This window comes from Enterococcus sp. UD-01 (assembly GCF_044909655.1).
In the GTDB taxonomy this organism is placed as follows: domain Bacteria; phylum Bacillota; class Bacilli; order Lactobacillales; family Enterococcaceae; genus Enterococcus_L.
This window is the reverse complement of the sequence record NZ_JBIYEU010000012.1, coordinates 59163-77965: the sequence shown is the minus strand read 5'-3', so window position 1 is coordinate 77965 and position 18803 is coordinate 59163. Positions and strand designations below refer to the sequence as shown.

The window sequence follows — 18803 nt, the reverse complement described above, 5'->3', positions numbered from 1 at the left end:
CTATGATTAAAGCCATTTTCTTTGATATTGATGGTACCTTAGTAAATAAACACGCCAAAGCACTAGAGTCAACCAAGCGCAGCATTGCTTTAGCTCAAGCGCAAGGAATCCTGTGCGGTGTGGCAACTGGACGCAGTCCGGTTCATTTGAATCGTCAAATTGACGAATTGAATTTCGATATCTTTGTCACCTACAATGGCCAGCTGGTTTATACTAAGGATGAAACCATTCATGCGGAGCCGTTTTCTGAAGATATTTTATCGCGGCTGGTCGCATTTGCTGACCGTTACCATCGACAAATGCTGTTTGGCAGCCGACGCAGTTTGGAAGGTAGCTCTCTGATGCGGTTTGGTCAAAATAAATGGGCGAAAAAATTTAGTCGTTTTTTACCGAAACGTTTTCCTACAAAACTGGCTAAAAATTTAATCAGTCGTTTTTCCATTCATCGCAAAGAGCAGCGCTATCACGAGCTGGATATTTTGAAAGAGCCGATTTATCAATGCGTGCTGTTAAGTCCGGAATCAGAGGCCGCTTTTTTACGCGAGCATTTGCCGGATTGCCAATTCACTCGTTCTAATCCTTATGCGGTCGATATTATTCCTTTAGGAGGATCAAAGCTGGCCGGCATTAAAAAGTGTGCGGCGCATTTTAATTTTTCATTAGACGAGGTAATGGCGTTTGGCGATAGCTGGAATGATTTGGAGATGCTAGAAGGTGTCGGCATAGGCGTAGCGATGGGAAACGCGGAAGCAGCGGTAAAAAGTCAAGCTGATTTTGTCACCAGAACGAATGAAACGGATGGCATTTATCACGCGTTACAGCACTATAATGTAATTAAGGAGGAACTAAATGAAAGTCGATAATCCATTTGAAATGACCGAAGCATTTCATCAAAAATTTGATAATAGAAGACCCAAAATTCCTACCCCCTTTTCTGTTGAAAAAGCATCTGATCGTGCAGAGTTTAAAATAGAAGAATTAGTCGAGTTTTTATATGGAGCAGCTAATAATGATCCGCAGCGGTTTAAAGAAGCGATTATCAAGCTGAAAGAAGCGATTGACAAGGCGGAAAAAAAGGTCTTAGGAAAACATAAAACGGTAACGGATCCTTTAGTTGAAGAGGTCGATGCTTTGACCGATTTATTGTATTTTACGTATGGCTCGTTTTCATTATTAGGTGTAGACCCAACAAAGATTTTTGCAATCGTACATGAAGCCAATATGGGCAAACTATTTCCTGACGGCCAGCCCCACTATGATCCAATCACACATAAAGTTTTAAAGCCAGACAATTGGGAAGCTGATTTTGCGCCCGAACCAAAGATTAAAGCCGAACTTGAACGTCAGCAAAAGGCTGCTGAATAAGATAAATAAAAGACGGAAGAGCCAACCAGCTAATGAAGCTAAGTGCTTTTCCGTCTTTTATTCGTATGATTAGGCATCAAAAAATGTCTCATATAACGCTTGAATCGCTTTTTCCTCTTGATTTTCTTTTATGCCGAACATGATACTGACCTCAGAAGATCCTTGGTTGATCATTTCCAAGTTGATCTTATTTTCAGCTAAAGCAACTGCACTGTCTGCCATGACCCCGATCCGCTGGCGCATACCTTCACCGACGACCATCAGCATCGATAAGCCGTGTGTGATGCGTAATTCATCCGGCTCAAGCTCTGCTTCTAAATGATGCATCAGTTTTTCTTCGATCTCGGCAGATAGTTGCTGTTCACGTAAAATAATCGAAATATCATCAATTCCGGAAGGCATATGTTCATAACTCAAACCAAGCTCTTCGAGAATTTGCAAGAGACGACGACCGAAGCCCAGCTCTCTGTTCATTAGATACTTGCTGATATAAATGCTGGCAAACCCTTGGTCGCTGGCAATTCCAACGACTGGATCATGCTTGACCATCCGTGACGTCGTGATAATCGTGCCGGGATGCTTCGGATTGTTGGTATTCTTAATCACAACAGGAATGTTCGCTCGATAAGCCGGCATCAACGCTTCATCATGTAAGACGGCAAAACCGGCATAGGCCAGCTCGCGCATTTCACGATAGGTAATTTCTTTAATGGTTTTTGGATTGTGAATAATCCCAGGATGAGCCACGAAAATGCCGTTGACATCGGTAAAGTTTTCGTACATCTCCGCATGGACACCAGCTGCCACAATAGAGCCGGTAATATCAGAGCCGCCGCGTGAGAATGTACAAATATCGCCGGCCTCTGTATAACCGAAAAAGCCCGGAATCACCAAAATCTCTTCGGTCTCTTTGAATTGACCGATCTTAGCAGCTGCTGACGGAAGGATACGCGCATTGCCGGGTTCATCTGATACAATTAGCCCCAGTTCCAACGGATTGATATAGCGAGCCTGTAACCCGCGCTGTTTAAAAAAGGCAGCGACAAGCTTGGCATTATTATCTTCACCGCTAGCCAGAAAAGCATCTAAAAGATGCGGATTATTCTTATTGGACAAGGTGCTCAAATGCTGAATTGCTTGAGCGATATCCGTTAGAACAGCTTTATCAAGTGCTAATTCATCTAAAATATCTTCGTAACGCTGAATAATTTTTTCAATAATTGCAGTGGTGGCTTGATTATTTATATAGGCCTGATAATACGAAATTAGGAGGTCCGTTACTTTAATATCCTCGGAGGAACGCTTTCCAGGAGCGGAAACAACCACAAACTTTCGTGAACTGTCTTCTTTTACGATTTGTAAAACTTTTTCTAATTGTACGGCAGAAGCAAGAGAGCTGCCTCCGAATTTTATGACTTTCACTTTTTTCACTCCTAATTCTAATAGTTTTTTCATTATAATAGTAAAAGGATACCGAAATATCCAGGGAAAAGCAACTGCAAAATAGACAAATATGCGATCTTTTTGATGATTTTCCGACAAATTTCTTCATTTTCTTTCAATCTTTTGTTAGACTAGTAGAGCTGAATCAGAACACTGAAAAAAGGAGCGCCAAAAATGACGCAGAATTATGCAGGAATTATTTTCGATATGGATGGTATTTTAGTCGATAGTGAGGCATTTTACTATCAGCGACGTAAAGCATTTCTTGAAGAATATGGCCTAAGCATCGAAACGATTCCAATTTCATTATTTATAGGGGCGGATATGCGTAGTTTATGGCAGCTGATTTTTGAAGCAAATGACAGTCCATACGATGAGGCTTTTTTAAATCAGGAATATTTAAAGTATAAAGAAGCTCATCCAGCTGACTTCAAAGACCTCATTCATCCGGATGCAAAACGTGTTCTGCAATTCTTAAAGAGAAACGGATACAAAATTGGGTTGGCTTCTTCGTCGACGATGCCGGCCATTCAGGATATACTAAAAGCGGGGCAGTTAAATAGTTATTTTGATGTGATCGTCAGCGGCACACAATTTGCCAAAAGCAAACCGGATCCTGAAATTTATCAATACACGGTGCAGGAATTAGGACTGAAACCACACCAGTGTTTGGCTGTTGAAGATTCTGAAAAAGGGATCCGTTCGGCGCACGATGCAGGTATAACCGTTTGGGCGTTGCAGGATGATCGCTTCGGTATGGATCAAAGTTTAGCCGATCATCAATTGACAACGTTAAGCGAGATTTGCAAAAAACTGCTCAAACAAGAAGAATCTGCGTAAATGAGTAAAGAATATTAGGCCAATGTTACAAACTCAAAACAATTATGAAGAAATTTCAATTAGTTAGTGCTTGCTGACGCAGATTGTGATATAATTTTCTGTAGGTGTTTTTAGAGATTTTTATGTAGATAAGAGACTATTGTGATTGTTGATAGGGACTGATTCATTCGTTATCAGCGGTTGCATAATCATATATGGATAAGCAAACGGAGGAACCATGAATGAAGAATAATCTGATCATTATCGTAGTTTTAGCTATAATAATCATCGCAGCTATTTTATACTTAGTTGGTTTTTTTATGAGAAAGAAAAACCAAATGAAACTCGATGATCTGGAAAAGAGGAAAGAAGCCTTGTTCGATTTGCCAGTCATTGAAGAAGTCGATGATATTAAGAAGATGCATATGGTCGGACAAAGTCAGAATACCTTTAGAGAATGGAATCAACGCTGGACAGAAATATCCACACGTTCTTTTGCAGAGCTGGAAAGTCAGATTTTTGAAGTCGAAAATTTAAATGAAACCTTCCGTTTTATGAAAGCTAAAAAAGCAGTTGAAGAAGCTGACGAAACAATGTCTGAGATGGAATCAGAAGTTCAGGTTATCCGTAACGGTCTAAAAGAACTCCGCGAAAGTGAAGAACGCAATTCACTGGAAGTTCAAAAAGCATTGGATGTCTATGAAGAACTAAGCAAACTTCTTCACGATGAAAAATCAGAATTTGGCTCAGCTTATCCTGAATTGCAAAAACAAATCAAAAATATTGAGATTGAATTCACACAGTTTGTCACCTTAAACACTTCTGGTGATCCAATTGAAGCGCGCGAAGTACTTGAAAATGCTGAGCGTCATACCTATGAGCTGGACGATGTGATGAAGCGCATCCCGCCGTTATATGACGAGTTAACCAGAACCTTCCCGGATCAATTAAAAGAAATCGAAGAAGGCTACAAGCGTCTGCTTGCTGATCACTATGTGTTCCCAGAAAAGAATTTCGAAGATGAATTAAAACGAGTGCAAAAACGTGTGAAAAACTCAACTGTTGATTTAGAAAAAACAGAAGTTGATGCTGTTGAAGTGGCGAACCGTGACACTGCGAATGCAATTGATGCATTATATGAAATCATGGAACGTGAGATCAATGCTAAGAAATATGTCCGTAGCAATCAAAAAGTGGTCGGTGATTATATCGCTCACACACTGAAAAACAATCGTCAGTTAATGATTGAACTTGACCATATTTCACAAAGCTACACATTAAATCATAATGAACTAGGCCGTTCTAGAGGTTTCCAAACAGAAATCGAAGAATTAATCCGTCGTTATGAAGATTTCGAACCAAAAATGAAAGAACATGTTGTTCCTTATTCAGAAGTTCAAGCATTCTTTAAAGACTGTTATAAGATTTTAGACGACATTGAGAACCAACAGGTTGAAATTGATGACTCATTAAAAGAATTACGCAAAGGCGAAAAAGAAGCGCAAGAAAAAGTAGATCAATACGAATTTCGTTTACGCAACATTAAACGTTATGTTGAAAAACAACGCTTGCCTGGTTTGCCGGCAGATTATCTGGAATTTTTCTTTGTTGCAACGGATCGGATTGAAGAGCTAAGTAAAGCATTGAACCGTATCCGCATTAACATGGAAGAAATCAAAAAATTATCTGATCTTTGTAACGAGGATTTAGATTTACTAGATAAAAAGACCAATGATTTAGTTAATTCTGCTGCTTTAACTGAGCAAATGATGCAATATGCGAATCGTTATCGTCACACACATGAATCAATTCGGACTGCTATGGAAAATAGCCTGCAGCTATTTTCAAAAGAATATAAATATCAAGATGCATTGGACGAAATTGGTACTGCGCTTGAACGTGTAGAACCAGGAGCATTCAGAAGAATCGAAGATTTCTACTTCAATAATCTAGATGCCATTTAAACTGTAAATGATGACTGAGGCTTAACTAGCGAGAGATGACTCTTTCTATGTTGTAGGTCTCAGTTTTTTCATTGGTTGAATGAAGAAAACAGAAGGTATATAATAGGAAAGAATTTTAAAAGAAGAAGGTTTTTTTATGATTTATTTTGATAATAGTGCAACAACACCTATCTATCCTCAAGCATTAGATGCTTACTTGAAAACCAGTCAACGGATTATCGGTAATCCTTCCAGTCTACATGATTTGGGCAGTCAGGCTAATCGTCTATTGGAACAAGCACGCAAACAAGTAGCTGAATTAATTCAAGTAGGCACAAATGAGATTTATTTTACCAGCGGCGGTACAGAAGGAGACAACTGGGTCTTAAAAGGAACGGCTCTCGAGAAAAAGGCCTTTGGTCGCCACATCATTATTTCGTCTGTAGAACATCCGGCTGTTGCTGAAACAGCTAGTCAGCTGGCGGACAATGGCTTCGAAGTTTCCATTGCACCAGTTAATAAGGAAGGCATTGTTGAAGTGGAAGAATTGAAGAAACTGATTCGCAAAGATACTATTTTGGTTTCAATCATGGCAGTGAATAACGAAGTCGGTTCTATCCAGCCGATTCAAGAGATTAGTGCTGTTTTGGAAAATTATCCAACGATTCATTTTCTTGTGGATGCTGTACAAGCGATTGGTAAAGTAGCGATAGAACGCTGGTTAACTAAGCGTGTGGACTTTGCAACGTTTTCGGCACACAAATTTCATGGCCCAAGAGGAGTCGGCTTTATTTATTGGAAACACGGTCGAAAACTAGCACCATTACTGAATGGCGGCGGGCAAGAAAAAAATCAGCGCAGCAGTACGGAAAATGTGGCAGGGATTGTAGCGATGGCTAAGGCCTTACGCTTGTATCTGGATAAAAAGGCTGAAAAGCCGGAACATACAGCCATTATTCGCCGTTATTTAATCGAAGCTTTGCAAGAATACAAAAATATTACTGTTTTTTCTAAGGATACGGACGAATTTGCTCCTCATATTTTATGCTTTGCTCTAAAAGGAATCCGTGGAGAGGTCTTTGTTCATGCGTTGGAAGAAAAACAAATTTATACTTCTACGACCAGTGCTTGCTCCAGCAAAAAACGCTTGGCTAGCAGTACCCTTCATGCAATGAAAGTATCGGATCAACTGGCGACTTCTGCGGTACGTATTAGCTTGGATGAGAGCAATACGATGGCTGAAGCAGAACAATTTATGATTATTTTTAACCAATTATACAAAAAATTCTCAGTAGTAAGGAGTTAAAAGTTTGAATTATACAGAAATCATGGTTCGTTACGGCGAGCTTTCAACTAAAGGGAAAAACAGAAGGTCATTTATTACCCAATTAGCACAAAACGTGAAACGAGCGTTGCAGGATTATCCAGCGGTAAAAATTCATGCGGACAGAGATCGCATGCATTTATTGTTGAACGGCGAAAATGGCGAAGAGATTATTCCTAAATTGGAAAAAGTATTTGGTATCCAAAACTTTTCTCCAAGTATTCGTGTTGACAAAAATATGCCTGCCATCCGCAGCATGGTTCAACAAATCATCAAGACCGTTTATCAGTCCGGCAAAACCTTTAAGATTACTACGAAGCGTTCAGATCATAGCTTCGAATTAGATTCGAATGAATTAAATCAAGAATTAGGCGGCGCGGTTTTTGAGGTTTGTCCTGAAATAAACGTACAAATGAGAAATCCCGATATCAATATTCGTGTTGAAATTCGTAATGAAGGGGCGTATTTATCGTATGAAACGATTCGTGGCGCAGGCGGCTTGCCTGTAGGTACGGGTGGGCGCGGCATGTTGATGCTTTCAGGCGGAATTGATTCTCCCGTTGCAGGTTACTTGGCAATGAAGCGCGGTGTTGAAATCGAAGCGGTACATTTTGCCAGTCCACCCTACACAAGTGAGCAAGCCTTGCAAAAGGCCAAGGATTTAGCAGCAAAAATAGCCCCGTATGCCGGTAGCATTCAGTTTATCGAAGTGCCGTTTACAGAAATCCAAGAAGAAATCAAGCGAGTAGTTCCGGAAGGTTATTTAATGACAGTCACACGACGAATGATGCTGCGCTTAACCGATGAAATTCGTGCTTTAAGAAAAGGCCTGGTTATTATTAATGGAGAATCATTAGGTCAAGTTGCTTCTCAAACCTTACAAAGCATGGTGGCTATTAACGAAGTTACCAGCACGCCAATTATTCGTCCGGTGGTTTCGATGGATAAAGGAGAAATTATTGAGATTGCGGAAAAGATTGACACCTTTGAACTGGCGATTCAGCCATTTGAAGACTGCTGTACCATTTTTGCACCGCCACAGCCTAAAACAAGACCTAAATTAGAGAAAGCACAAGCTTATGAAGCTCGTTTAGATGTAGAAGGGTTAATTGCCCGTTCTATGGCTGGATTAAAAGTTAGCGAAATCGCTGATTCAACTGTACAAGAAGAAGAATTTTCAGATTTGCTTTAAAAAAACATATTATAGATATAAAAAGCGAGTAAGAATTATAATCAAAATAATTCTTACTCGCTTTTTATGTTTTAAATAAAGGGATTTTATATTATATTCTTATTTTAATGCTTTGTTGTAAAATATATCTTTTTAAATTATAAATATTTTGATATAATCATAATGTTATTTGCTTTTTATACTATAATAATTATAATTATTGGTTTTTATGAGAAGAAATATTTATAAAAAAGAAAAGAGGCTTATAGAAGTGAAAAAGAGGATAAGTAGATTATTGATGTTAGGATTATTAGTTACTCAAAGTCTATTACCTGTAAGCTATGTGTTTGCTGAAGATCAAAGTGGTTCTGATAAAACAATAAGTAGTGAAACCAGCACCACTCATACAAGCGAAGCTACAGTAACGGGCCAATCGTCATCGGTAGAAACAGCTCAGTCAAAAGAAGCGACTGTAAATTCGGAAGCTCAGGCGATTGAAAACCAGCCGATGATTGGAACGAGTAAAGCAGCAGCGAAAGCCCCTACCGTTATTACAGAAGAACTATTGACCAACTTTACCGTAGCAACAATAGATGGAGACGAATATAGTCAGACTGAAGTCAATCGCGTGAAAAATGCTACGCCAGTGCTGGCTTCATTATCCTTTTACGTAGGAAATCCGGGCTACGATGCTGGTTCTGTTTATACGTTTCGTTTACCTGATCAATTAGGCTATTCTGCAATTGACGGTAAAGTAAAGGGAATAGATGCAGATTGGGTAGTTGATACGGATAACCAAACGCTTTCAATTACGTTCAATCAGCGTGTATCGGAAGCTTATTTTCAATTAGATTTAAGTAGCTATCTTTATTCAGAAAGCAACCCGTTGCTTACAATCGAAACACCAGGTCAAACAAAAAATACCTATGCTTTTGATTTATATGAAGACGTAGAGCCAATTAAATATGAAGAAGCGAAGAATACCTTTGGCTTGAATGGCACTATTTTCTATAATCTGGATCGTACCTTATCTGGCGCCCAAACCTTGGAATTATCCTTGACCGAAGGCAATAGCGCGAGCTTCTTAAAAAAAGATATGCAGGAATTAAGCGTCTACTCCTATGATGTAGATGTCAATGGAACTATTTTGCCGGAAACGAAACAACCGCTTGTTAAAGGTACAGATTATACAATAACGAAAGATACTGTGACAGATACAGCAGTGGCGATTACAGCGATGAATCAGCAAAAAGCGTATGGGCTGGTTTTTGATCGGGTAATAGGATTTGAGGACAGTTCAGATTATTCGTATTCTTTTTATGCACAATACCCAACCACTAAATTAGGCAGCACTACATTGAAAAAGCCGGCAACGGAACATGGTAGTTTGGAGTTTACTGCTAAAACCAGTCAAGCAGAAAAAAGGCTTAAGGAATTGAGTGCGAATTCCGTATCAAATAGCAGTTTTCAAGCAAAAGGAGATTACTACTTAACAGTTTATAGTATGCCTACCGTAACCAAGGCTGGTGAATCAATTACCATTGAAAGTCAAAACGGTCAAAAAATAGCCATCGACAGAAGCTATGTCTATACGCCTGATTATCAAGCGATTCAATTAGCAGATGCTTTTGATATTAAAGAAGAGGACAACAAACTAGTATTGACAGCCAAAGAAGACAATATTTTACGAATTTCATTGAAGTTAAAAAAGATGGATTTTGAGGAAAAAGATATCAACATTTCATTAAGTACGCCGGTTATTGATTCCGGTAAAAGTATTTTGATGATCTCTGATGAATATATTCAGCCAATTACCATTATCAACGGGGATAATGCTGAAACAGCCTGGGGAAATTTTGATCGAAATGGTTTTTATACGGGCGGAACATCAGTGAATGTTGAAGGAAGTACTGAAAATCCAATAAAGAATTTGGAAATTCTAGTCAAGCATCCGGATTATTTAACTTTACGGGCGACGAAGGATCTCACTTATTATAAGTTGAATCAAGATTATACTGTTACAGCTACGCCAGAAGGCTCACTTGTCAAATTTACAACACCCATTACACAGTCCATTAATTTTCCGTTAGGCTTTAATTATGTACCGGATGGATTAGCGAAAACGAAATATATTCCTGTTGACACGATTCCGGTAACGTTAAAAGCTGACGGGTATGAATCAATAGACACTTCCGTGAGAACCAGTCGCAAGCTTTATTCAGAAACAACGTTACAAAGCAGCAAAAATCAATTTTTAGTGAATGCTCGAAACGATTCATTTGATTCCTTAAAAGTAACCACGAATGTACCTGCGGGTGTGGAAGCTATTTTTAATATTTATGATGTGTCTAACGATCAGGTTGAGAGCATTTATCCACAGCTATGGGATCGGGAAACGTATTTTGACCATCCCATTTTGCCGGGTAGTGCTGATTATCCAAAGATTACTTTTGACGACAGTAGTAATAGCTATCAATTTGATTTTGGCAAAACCTCTAAACGCTATATTATCGAATACAAGTATGCGAACGGCTGGATTGATTCCAATAAAGTTTATATCACTGGGAAGACAGCTGAACCGTTGTATAACAATCAAGAAACAGCTAGAACTGTGACTCTTGAAAATGAAGCAGTAGCTATTTTAGCAGCTTCTCAAACTAGCCACGATACTTTGAAAAACGTAACAGTGAATCAAGTGGAAACAAAAAATGTAGATAACCAAACACGTAAAATCAAGAATCCTATATTTGAAATTACAACCAAAGGAACGACGAAGGCCGGTATTGATTTAAATTCGGTTACGATTGATAATGTACCGAAGGATTCTTATCGCTTAGAAGCAACTGCAGCTGGAGTGAAAATTATTTTTGATGATTATACCTTAACTGAAAATATTTCAATTCACTTCAATACTATTTCACAAAATGCTGGAGAAATCTCTACTGAAACAACAATTCAGTCAGAAAACTTAAATGAAACCTCGGAAAATCGTAAAAAAGTTACATCACAACCGCTAGTATTGAAATTTGCTGCAGGCGATGCAGAAGGAATCGTCTATTTAGCGAAGGTTGATTTTTATACGTATGATGCTACAAACGGAACAAAAACAGTTGCGGTAGGCGAGGTTCATTTTACTTTGACGGATGAATTGACAGGTCTTAGTTCTGAATTTGTCACTGATGCTGCAGGTGTTTATTCGCTGGATGGCATTATGTCAGGGAAGTATCAGTTGTTAGTAACAAGTATTCCAGAAAATTATATGATTGATGACGAATATCTTGCCGGTAAAGAAATAACCATTAATAAAGGCGATAATCAGTTTGATATTCCCTTAGTTAAAGATCAAACGTCTGTTAAAGCTCAAGATTCTACGATTTACGTAGGAAGTAAGTGGCAGCCGCAGGATAATTTTGTAAGTGCAACAAATCAAGCAGGAGATCCCGTCGATTTTTCAGAAATTACCGTTACAGGAACAGTTGATACGACAAAAGCAGGAATCTATAAAGTTGTTTATTATAATGGAACTTCTCAAGATACAGCCACTATTACTGTCAAAGAAGATCAAACGTCTGTATCCGTGAAGGATTCAACCATTTATATCGGAGATGAATGGAAACCTGCTGATAACTTTTTAGAAGCAACGGATCGAGACGGACAGGCTCTAGCTCTTGATGCGCTTGAAGTTACTGGTAAGGTAGATAATCAAAAAGTCGGCAAGTACCAGATCACCTATACAATCAAGGCGGATTCTGTAACTCCTGTAACGGCACGAGCGGCTTTTGCTGAGGTGCAGTCTTCTGCCAAAACCGTTTCAGCGGTGGCGACAATCACGGTTTTAGATAGAACAAATAACAAACCGGCACCCAATAAACCAGGTACAATAACACCGACTCAACCAGATCAACCAGCTCCAACCAAGCCGAGCGATCCGCATTCAAATGAACCAGCTACGCCTGTTAAAGCGAATTCGACAGCGAAATTAGTCTTTCCACAAACTGGAGAAAAAGCTGGAAGAGGACTCATATTCGTTGGTGTGGTTATTATTATCCTAGGTTTAGGCGGATTTCTATTATTAAAAAAGAAAGCAAAAGATTAATTAGTGCTAACTAAGAAAGAGACCATTTTGAGGTCTCTTTTTTTATGGATTCAATAACTAAAAAATGCGCTTTTTTCGTAAACTAGTGAAAAAACTATAAATTTTTTATATAGGCAAACGATTATTTTTTACCTGGAAAAAGTCATGACTAGAGGAAGTATCAGCACTTGGTTTTGCAATATTTGTTAAATTTTTCTCATAGATTCTCTTTTTTTCACAAAGATGTTGCTCTAGTATCTAAAGCATGATAAACTGAATATGTGAAATATTTAACAAGGAGAAGTTAAAATGAAAGAATTACATACAGAAAAAAAAATGCCCAAGGCCACAGCAAAACGACTGCCGCTATATTTACGTTATTTAAAAATGCTGGGCGATTCGGGTGTCACTAGAATTAAGTCAAAAGAATTTAGTGAAGTCATCCAAGTACCCCCTGCAACGATCCGACGTGATTTTTCCCATTTAGGAGAGCTAGGTCGCAGCGGTTATGGGTATGATGTCGCGTATTTAATTGAAGTATTTAGTCATATCTTAAACACACAGCAGGAAAAAAGAATTGCCTTGATCGGCTGCGGTAATTTAGGCAAAGCTTTGATTAAAAATAATTTTCGCCGTAATGAGAACTTGAATATTGTCTGTGCCTTTGACACTTCGGAGGAATTAACAGGGGTTTTAGTCGATGATATTGAAATTCAACCGATGACGAAATTAAAAGACGAAATTCAGCGTACTGGTGTAACTGTAGCGATTTCTACTGTACCTAGTCAATATGCCCAAGAAGCAATCGATCAGATTGTAGAGGCGGGAATTACAGCGATTTTAAACTTTGCGCCGGACCGTGTCACTGTACCTCATAATGTCAATGTGCAGTATATTGATTTGACGACTGAGCTACAGACGCTTATTTATTTTGATGAAACCTTTTCAAGTCCTAAAGTATAGGTATCTAAAGCAGGAACGTTGTCTTCTAAATTTTACTCCTTTATACTAAAAGAGAAGCGAAGAATTGGAAGGAGCGTACAAGCATGAAAGTTACAAAAAAAGGTCAAGTTTATGAAATTATCGGCACTCAGCCGCAGGTAGGGCAAGCAGCACCTGCGTTTTCACTTGAAAATTTAGCCGATGAAGTAGTGAAGCTGGCAGATTTTGCAGGACAGCCAGTTTTAATCAGTGTTGTGCCGGATATTGATACACGCGTTTGTTCTTTGCAGACGAAGCGTTTCAATCAAGAAGCAGCATCAGTCACTGGAGTGAAGTTTATAACTATTTCTAATAATACAAAAGAAGAACAAGCGAATTGGTGTGCTGCTGAAGGCGTTGATATGGAAATTCTGCATGATACAAAGGGGACCTTTGGAGAAGCTTACGGACTTTTTATTCCTGAGCTGGAACAATTAGCACGTGCGATTTTGATTGTAGATCAAGCAGGCACTTTGGTGTATCAAGCGATTTCACCGGAAATTGCTGAAGAACCGGATTATGAAGCAGCTTTGAATGAAGTAAAAGCGATTAGTTAAATGAATCATTGGGTTTTATTTACGATCACTATTTCAAATTGACTTCTCTACTGCTTCCATGTAAAATAAAGCAAAGACTGTGAACAAGAGGAGTACTGTCAGCATCGTTATAGAGAGAGGATCATTTGCTGGAAGATCTTTACATAACTGACAGGAAGGTAGCTTGGGAGTCGATGATTTGAAGGTAGTAGAATGATTCGAGTCGTGATCGTTAACTCACGCAAGAAGCGGTGTTTAGTTCAGCTAAGCACAATTTAGGTGGTACCGCGTAAATTTACGTCCTAAAATACGAAAGTATTTTAGGACTTTTTTATGTTTCCTTCCATTTAAGCAACAGGCAAGGGACGACGTAAATCAACTATAGAAAGAAGGAATTTGAATGTCAGAAGAAAAAAATCTGCCAACCAAATATCAGCCGACCGAAGTCGAAAAAGGTCGCTATCAAAAATGGCTCGAGCAGGACTTGTTTAAACCAAACGGAGACAAATCAGCCAAGCCCTATTCCATCGTTATTCCACCGCCGAATGTGACCGGAAAGCTGCATTTAGGTCATGCGTGGGATACTACGTTACAAGATATGATCATCCGTCAAAAAAGAATGCAGGGCTTTGATACTTTATGGCTGCCGGGCATGGATCACGCCGGTATTGCTACACAAGCAAAGGTAGAAGAAAAATTAGCCGAGCAGGGTATTTCTCGTTACGATTTAGGCCGGGAAAAATTTGTTGAACAGGTCTGGGACTGGAAAGAAGAATACGCTTCTCACATTCGTGAGCAGTGGGCTAAAATGGGGCTGTCATTGGATTATAGCCGTGAACGCTTTACCTTGGATGAGGGTTTGTCTCAAGCGGTTCGTAAGGTCTTTGTGACGCTTTATGAAAAAGGCTTAATTTATCGCGGAGAATACATTATCAACTGGGATCCAAAAGCCAGAACGGCTCTTTCTGATATTGAAGTTATTCACAAAGATATCGAAGGCGCGTTTTACCACATGAGTTATCCGCTGGCAGACGGTTCTGGGGTTGTGGAAATCGCCACAACACGTCCGGAAACAATGCTTGGAGATACGGCGATCGCGGTTCATCCGGAAGACGAGCGTTACAAAGAGCTGATCGGAAAAATGGTCATTCTGCCACTGCTGGATAAAGAAATTCCGATAGTTGCTGATGAATATGTGGATATGGAATTTGGGACCGGCGTTGTTAAAATTACCCCGGCGCATGATCCTAATGACTTTGAGGTTGGTAATCGTCATGACTTGCCGCGTGTTAATGTAATGAATGATGACGGAACCATGAATGAACTGGCTGGCAAATATGCTGGTATGGATCGCTTTGAAGCACGTAAAGCAATTGTGGCTGACTTAAAAGAAATCGGTCGTTTAATTAAAATTGAAACAATGAACCATAACGTAGGACACTCTGAACGAACTGGTGTGGTTGTCGAGCCGCGTTTATCCACACAATGGTTTGTAAAAATGGCGCCTTTGGCCGAACAGGCGATTAAAAATCAGGCAACAGACAATGCAGTAGAATTTTTCCCACCGCGATTTGATCAAACCTTCTTACGCTGGATGGAAAATGTCCATGATTGGGTTATTTCCCGTCAATTATGGTGGGGACACCAGATTCCTGCTTGGTATCATAAAGAAACAGGTGAAATGTATGTCGGCATGGAAGCACCAAGCGATCCGGAAAACTGGGTACAGGATGCAGATGTTTTAGATACTTGGTTCAGTTCCGCTTTATGGCCGTTTTCAACTATGGGCTGGCCGGATGAAGCTAGTGAAGATTATCAACGTTATTTCCCGACGAATACATTAGTAACCGGTTATGATATTATCTTTTTCTGGGTTAGCCGTATGATTTTCCAAAGCTTGGAATTTACCGGTGAACGTCCATTCCAAAACGTTTTAATTCACGGTTTAATTCGTGACGAACAAGGTCGCAAGATGAGTAAATCACTAGGGAATGGCATCGATCCAATGGACGTCATTGAAAAATATGGAGCAGATGCCTTGCGCTGGTTCTTATCTAATGGCTCTGCGCCGGGACAGGATGTTCGTTTCAGCTATGAAAAGATGGACGCTTCGTGGAACTTTATTAACAAAATTTGGAATGCCAGCCGTTTTGTGATTATGAACGTAGCGGAGATGTCTTATGACGAGATTGATTTCAGCGGTGACAAAACCGTAGCCGATCGTTGGATTTTAACTCGTTTAAATGAAACGATTGAACGCGTGACAGATCTGTTTGACCGTTTTGAATTCGGTGAAGCCGGACGTCAGCTGTACAATTTCATTTGGGATGATTTCTGTGACTGGTATATTGAAATGAGTAAAGAAGTTCTTTATGGCGAAAATGAAATAGCTAAGCAAACAACACGTAGCATTTTAGTGTATACATTAGATCAAATTTTACGTTTGTTGCATCCAATTATGCCATTTGTCACAGAGGAAATTTGGGAAAACATTCCACACCAAGGGCAGTCATTAGTGGTGGCTGATTATCCTGTGGTACAGCCTGAACTTTCTGATGAAACAGCTGCTCGCGGCATGGAAGTGCTAAAAGAAGTAATTCGTGCGGTGCGTAATATTCGAGCAGAAGTAAATACGCCGTTGTCAAAACCAATCACCTTATTGATTAAAACCAATGAAGAAGCGATTGACAAATTTCTGATTGAAAATACTAATTATATCGAACGCTTCTGTAATCCGGAAGAATTGACTATTTCCAGTGATCTGATTGCACCGGAATTAGCAATGTCAGCAGTCTTAACAGGAGCAGAGCTATACTTGCCGTTAGCCGGATTGATTAATATTGATGAAGAAATTGCTCGTTTGGAAAAAGAGTTGGAAAAATGGAATCAGGAAGTCAAACGGGTTCAGGGTAAGTTAGCCAATGAGCGCTTTGTCGCCAATGCACCGGCGGAAGTCGTAGAAGCAGAAAAAGAAAAAGAAAAAGACTATTTGGAAAAACAAGTTGTTGTCAAAGAGCGAATTGCTCAACTTAAAACAGTGCAATAGTTTAATAAATGAAGCGAGATAGAAGGAGTTAACAGAAGAAGCTGAAACCATTCTATCCACAAGTGTATACAATTTAGAGTGGGCTGGACAAAACTAAAAAACAGTTTTGTCCAGCCCACTACTTACGAATAAACGGTGGCCGAAGAATCTAAACGACTTTTGGCTCAGCCTCTTTATTGGTTTATTATCAGCGCATACTTGCTAAGGTTTAATCAGTTGTTCGATTTTTAAAAAATCATTAATCTTAGTGAACGCAGTTATTTTTTTACCGACCTGACAATGATACTGCCCACCAGTTTTTTGAGTGAAGATACAAGCTTCCACATAAGCACTATTTACTAAACGACTTTGCAAATAACCAGTTCGAAAAGTGGGGACATACATGTCTTCATTGCCAGCCAGTAATAAAACTGGCTGCCGTATCTGCTTTTCTATGCCTTCCAGAGTATAGTTAGCCAGTTCCTGAAACACTTCCGAAGCAGTATCTTTACCAAACATGGCTTTTGCTTTGGTCAATTTGAAATGTAAATCAATTGTTGTTTTTGCATAATTTTCAATTGTCTGATTGAATAGCAGTTGATGACAAGGCTGTGTTAAATCTGGTAATGTTTGTAACGCACTGGGGGCACGTAGAGAAAAAGCATCCATCATACTGTAAAAGGTATCAAAGGCAATGACTTTTGTAATTCTTTTTTCTTTAGCAGCAGCTCGCAATGAAAGCAGACCGCCTAAAGACATTCCTAAAAGAGCTGCTTCATTTAAACGAAAATGATCTAAAATAGCTTTAACAGGCTTTTCCCAGCATTCTGTCATAAAAATTCCTTCTTTCAAAGGTAAGCCTTGTCCCGGTCCTTCAAATAAAAGTAGATTATACTCTGATAAATCATTTAAATATTCCAGAGAAAGCCGAATTAATTCTTCAAGATAAGAATCGAAACCGCCATGGAAAAGCAGCCATTTGCGCGCATGTGGTTTTTGAATAATAGCAATCGGTAGCTTGCTGTTTTCATAAGGAACCTGAGTCAGCTGTATATTTTGCTCTGCGATACTCAAATAGAAGGTTTCTTTAAATAATAAATAAGTAGTTTGCTTCTTAGGATCATTCTCAGATAAGAAAAAATCGGCCAGCTGAAAATAAGCGGAAGCTAACGCATAATTTTGTAATTGTTTTTGCTTGGTTCCAGCGTGTAGCCATTGGTTATACCAAGAAGATAGATCATGGATATTTTTGCAAATCTCCTGAACTTCATTTTGAACCTCTACTTTTGTGTCATAAGGTTCTAAAAAGCGATTCACTTGAAAGTTTAGTTGTTCATTTTCTAAATATTGTTTAAACATTTTCCTCACCTCTTACATAATAAGATACCTTTATTGAAAGGAATCGTATAGAATGAATCAGAAAGGGTTTGTTCAGAACTGGACATTTACATGTTTTTTGTCCAAAGGAGGTTATATTTATGATAACGGGAACAGAAAGAACTGTATATTTAATAAAAAAAGGAATCATTGATTTGCTGAAAGTTAAGTCTTTAAAGCAAATTACAGTAAACAATATTTGTGAACAGGCAATGATTGGTCGTTCGACTTTTTATAATCATTATCAGGATAAGTATGAAGTATTGGAAGAAATAAATAAGAACTTCACAGAAAAATTAGATGGATTTTTACAAGAGCGATTTTTACTGGAGGATATTGAAACGATTTTAACAGCATTAATTGTTGAATTTGATCACGAAGCTTTTTCAATTTTAATTGAGATTCAAGAAGACCAGATCAATCTAAGGCAAGACTTAAAAAAAGTCATTCAACAAAATTTTGCTGCTTTTTTTAGCAAAGAGGCTCTTGGTGAAAGTCTGGATATTTCGTTTGAATTTGCGAAGGAATTATTTGCGGGGATTGCTTTAACATTTATTGAATATTCATTAAAAAAAGGAGAAGTAGAAAAAAATACAGTTTTTCTAAACAAAGCACAAAAAATGCTTTTTAGAGGGGAAACGATATAGAAATAGTTGATAATAAAAAAACAAGGTCGGGACAGAAGTGCTAAGCCCCGGGAACCAAGAGAAGGTACGTTCATCATCGAATCACTACGTTCTTCGT

The 18803-nt window shown here is 38.8% G+C and carries 13 protein-coding genes and 1 other annotated feature; of the genes, 11 read left to right on the top strand and 2 right to left on the bottom strand.

Annotation, left to right across the window (positions count from 1 at the left end):
• Positions 1–2 precede the first annotated feature (2 nt).
• Both ABH902_RS10930 and ABH902_RS10925 read left to right on the top strand, forming a co-directional pair.
• Entirely contained in the window at positions 3–863 is an 861-nt protein-coding gene (locus ABH902_RS10930) for a Cof-type HAD-IIB family hydrolase (protein ID WP_404590753.1), read from the top strand.
• Positions 850–1365, top strand: a complete 516-nt coding sequence (locus ABH902_RS10925; protein WP_404590752.1) for an HAD family hydrolase — start codon at positions 850–852, stop codon at positions 1363–1365. The genes ABH902_RS10930 and ABH902_RS10925 overlap by 14 nt, the downstream gene beginning before the upstream one ends.
• Before the next feature lie 69 nt (positions 1366–1434).
• Here the strand turns inward: ABH902_RS10925 and ABH902_RS10920 are convergent, their stop codons facing one another.
• Positions 1435–2787: an aspartate kinase gene (locus tag ABH902_RS10920; RefSeq protein WP_404590751.1), complete on the bottom strand. Its 1353-nt coding sequence runs from the start codon at positions 2785–2787 to the stop codon at positions 1435–1437.
• Between the two features lie 195 nt (positions 2788–2982).
• Here ABH902_RS10920 and ABH902_RS10915 point away from each other — a divergent pair, with 195 nt between their 5' ends.
• The 8 genes from ABH902_RS10915 (at position 2983) to ABH902_RS10880 (ending at position 16703) form a co-directional block, all read left to right on the top strand.
• On the top strand, positions 2983–3648 hold the full coding sequence (locus ABH902_RS10915) for an HAD family hydrolase (protein WP_404590750.1): 666 nt from the start codon (positions 2983–2985) through the stop codon (positions 3646–3648).
• A 221-nt stretch (positions 3649–3869) separates the two neighbouring features.
• On the top strand, positions 3870–5591 hold the full coding sequence (gene ezrA, locus ABH902_RS10910; protein ID WP_404590749.1) for a septation ring formation regulator EzrA: 1722 nt from the start codon (positions 3870–3872) through the stop codon (positions 5589–5591).
• 136 nt (positions 5592–5727) lie between these two features.
• Complete coding sequence (locus tag ABH902_RS10905) at positions 5728–6876, top strand: cysteine desulfurase family protein (protein WP_404590748.1); 1149 nt, start codon at positions 5728–5730, stop codon at positions 6874–6876.
• A 4-nt stretch (positions 6877–6880) separates the two neighbouring features.
• Positions 6881–8086, top strand: a complete 1206-nt coding sequence (thiI, locus tag ABH902_RS10900; RefSeq protein ID WP_404590747.1) for a tRNA uracil 4-sulfurtransferase ThiI — start codon at positions 6881–6883, stop codon at positions 8084–8086.
• 250 nt (positions 8087–8336) lie between these two features.
• Entirely contained in the window at positions 8337–12161 is a 3825-nt protein-coding gene (locus tag ABH902_RS10895; protein ID WP_404590746.1) for a bacterial Ig-like domain-containing protein, read from the top strand.
• Positions 12162–12449: 288 nt separating this feature from the next.
• Positions 12450–13103 (top strand): redox-sensing transcriptional repressor Rex, encoded by a 654-nt coding sequence (locus ABH902_RS10890; protein WP_404590745.1) that lies wholly within the window; start codon positions 12450–12452, stop codon positions 13101–13103.
• An 83-nt stretch (positions 13104–13186) separates the two neighbouring features.
• Positions 13187–13678 carry a thiol peroxidase gene (tpx, locus tag ABH902_RS10885; RefSeq protein ID WP_404590744.1) on the top strand — a complete coding sequence of 164 codons (492 nt, stop codon included), beginning with the start codon at positions 13187–13189 and terminating at the stop codon, positions 13676–13678.
• Positions 13679–13748: 70 nt separating this feature from the next.
• Positions 13749–13965: a binding site (T-box leader), on the top strand.
• Positions 13966–14057: 92 nt separating this feature from the next.
• On the top strand, positions 14058–16703 hold the full coding sequence (locus ABH902_RS10880; protein ID WP_404590743.1) for a valine--tRNA ligase: 2646 nt from the start codon (positions 14058–14060) through the stop codon (positions 16701–16703).
• A 201-nt stretch (positions 16704–16904) separates the two neighbouring features.
• Here the strand turns inward: ABH902_RS10880 and ABH902_RS10875 are convergent, their stop codons facing one another.
• Positions 16905–18041: an alpha/beta fold hydrolase gene (locus ABH902_RS10875; RefSeq protein WP_404590742.1), complete on the bottom strand. Its 1137-nt coding sequence runs from the start codon at positions 18039–18041 to the stop codon at positions 16905–16907.
• A 119-nt stretch (positions 18042–18160) separates the two neighbouring features.
• On the opposite strand from ABH902_RS10875, the gene ABH902_RS10870 reads away from it, so the two are divergent.
• Positions 18161–18706 carry a hypothetical protein gene (locus tag ABH902_RS10870; protein ID WP_404590741.1) on the top strand — a complete coding sequence of 182 codons (546 nt, stop codon included), beginning with the start codon at positions 18161–18163 and terminating at the stop codon, positions 18704–18706.
• The last annotated feature ends 97 nt before the right edge of the window (positions 18707–18803 follow it).

Excerpts from the sequence above, each read along its gene's own strand:
- ABH902_RS10930 (WP_404590753.1), top strand. The coding sequence starts at position 3 with ATGATTAAAGCCATTTTCTTTGATATTGATGGTACCTTAGTAAATAAA.
- ABH902_RS10925 (WP_404590752.1), top strand. The coding sequence starts at position 850 with ATGAAAGTCGATAATCCATTTGAAATGACCGAAGCATTTCATCAAAAA.
- ABH902_RS10915 (WP_404590750.1), top strand. The coding sequence starts at position 2,983 with ATGACGCAGAATTATGCAGGAATTATTTTCGATATGGATGGTATTTTA.
- ezrA (WP_404590749.1), top strand. The coding sequence starts at position 3,870 with ATGAAGAATAATCTGATCATTATCGTAGTTTTAGCTATAATAATCATC.
- ABH902_RS10905 (WP_404590748.1), top strand. The coding sequence starts at position 5,728 with ATGATTTATTTTGATAATAGTGCAACAACACCTATCTATCCTCAAGCA.
- ABH902_RS10890 (WP_404590745.1), top strand. The coding sequence starts at position 12,450 with ATGAAAGAATTACATACAGAAAAAAAAATGCCCAAGGCCACAGCAAAA.
- tpx (WP_404590744.1), top strand. The coding sequence starts at position 13,187 with ATGAAAGTTACAAAAAAAGGTCAAGTTTATGAAATTATCGGCACTCAG.
- ABH902_RS10880 (WP_404590743.1), top strand. The coding sequence starts at position 14,058 with ATGTCAGAAGAAAAAAATCTGCCAACCAAATATCAGCCGACCGAAGTC.
- ABH902_RS10875 (WP_404590742.1), bottom strand. The coding sequence starts at position 18,041 with ATGTTTAAACAATATTTAGAAAATGAACAACTAAACTTTCAAGTGAAT.
- ABH902_RS10870 (WP_404590741.1), top strand. The coding sequence starts at position 18,161 with ATGATAACGGGAACAGAAAGAACTGTATATTTAATAAAAAAAGGAATC.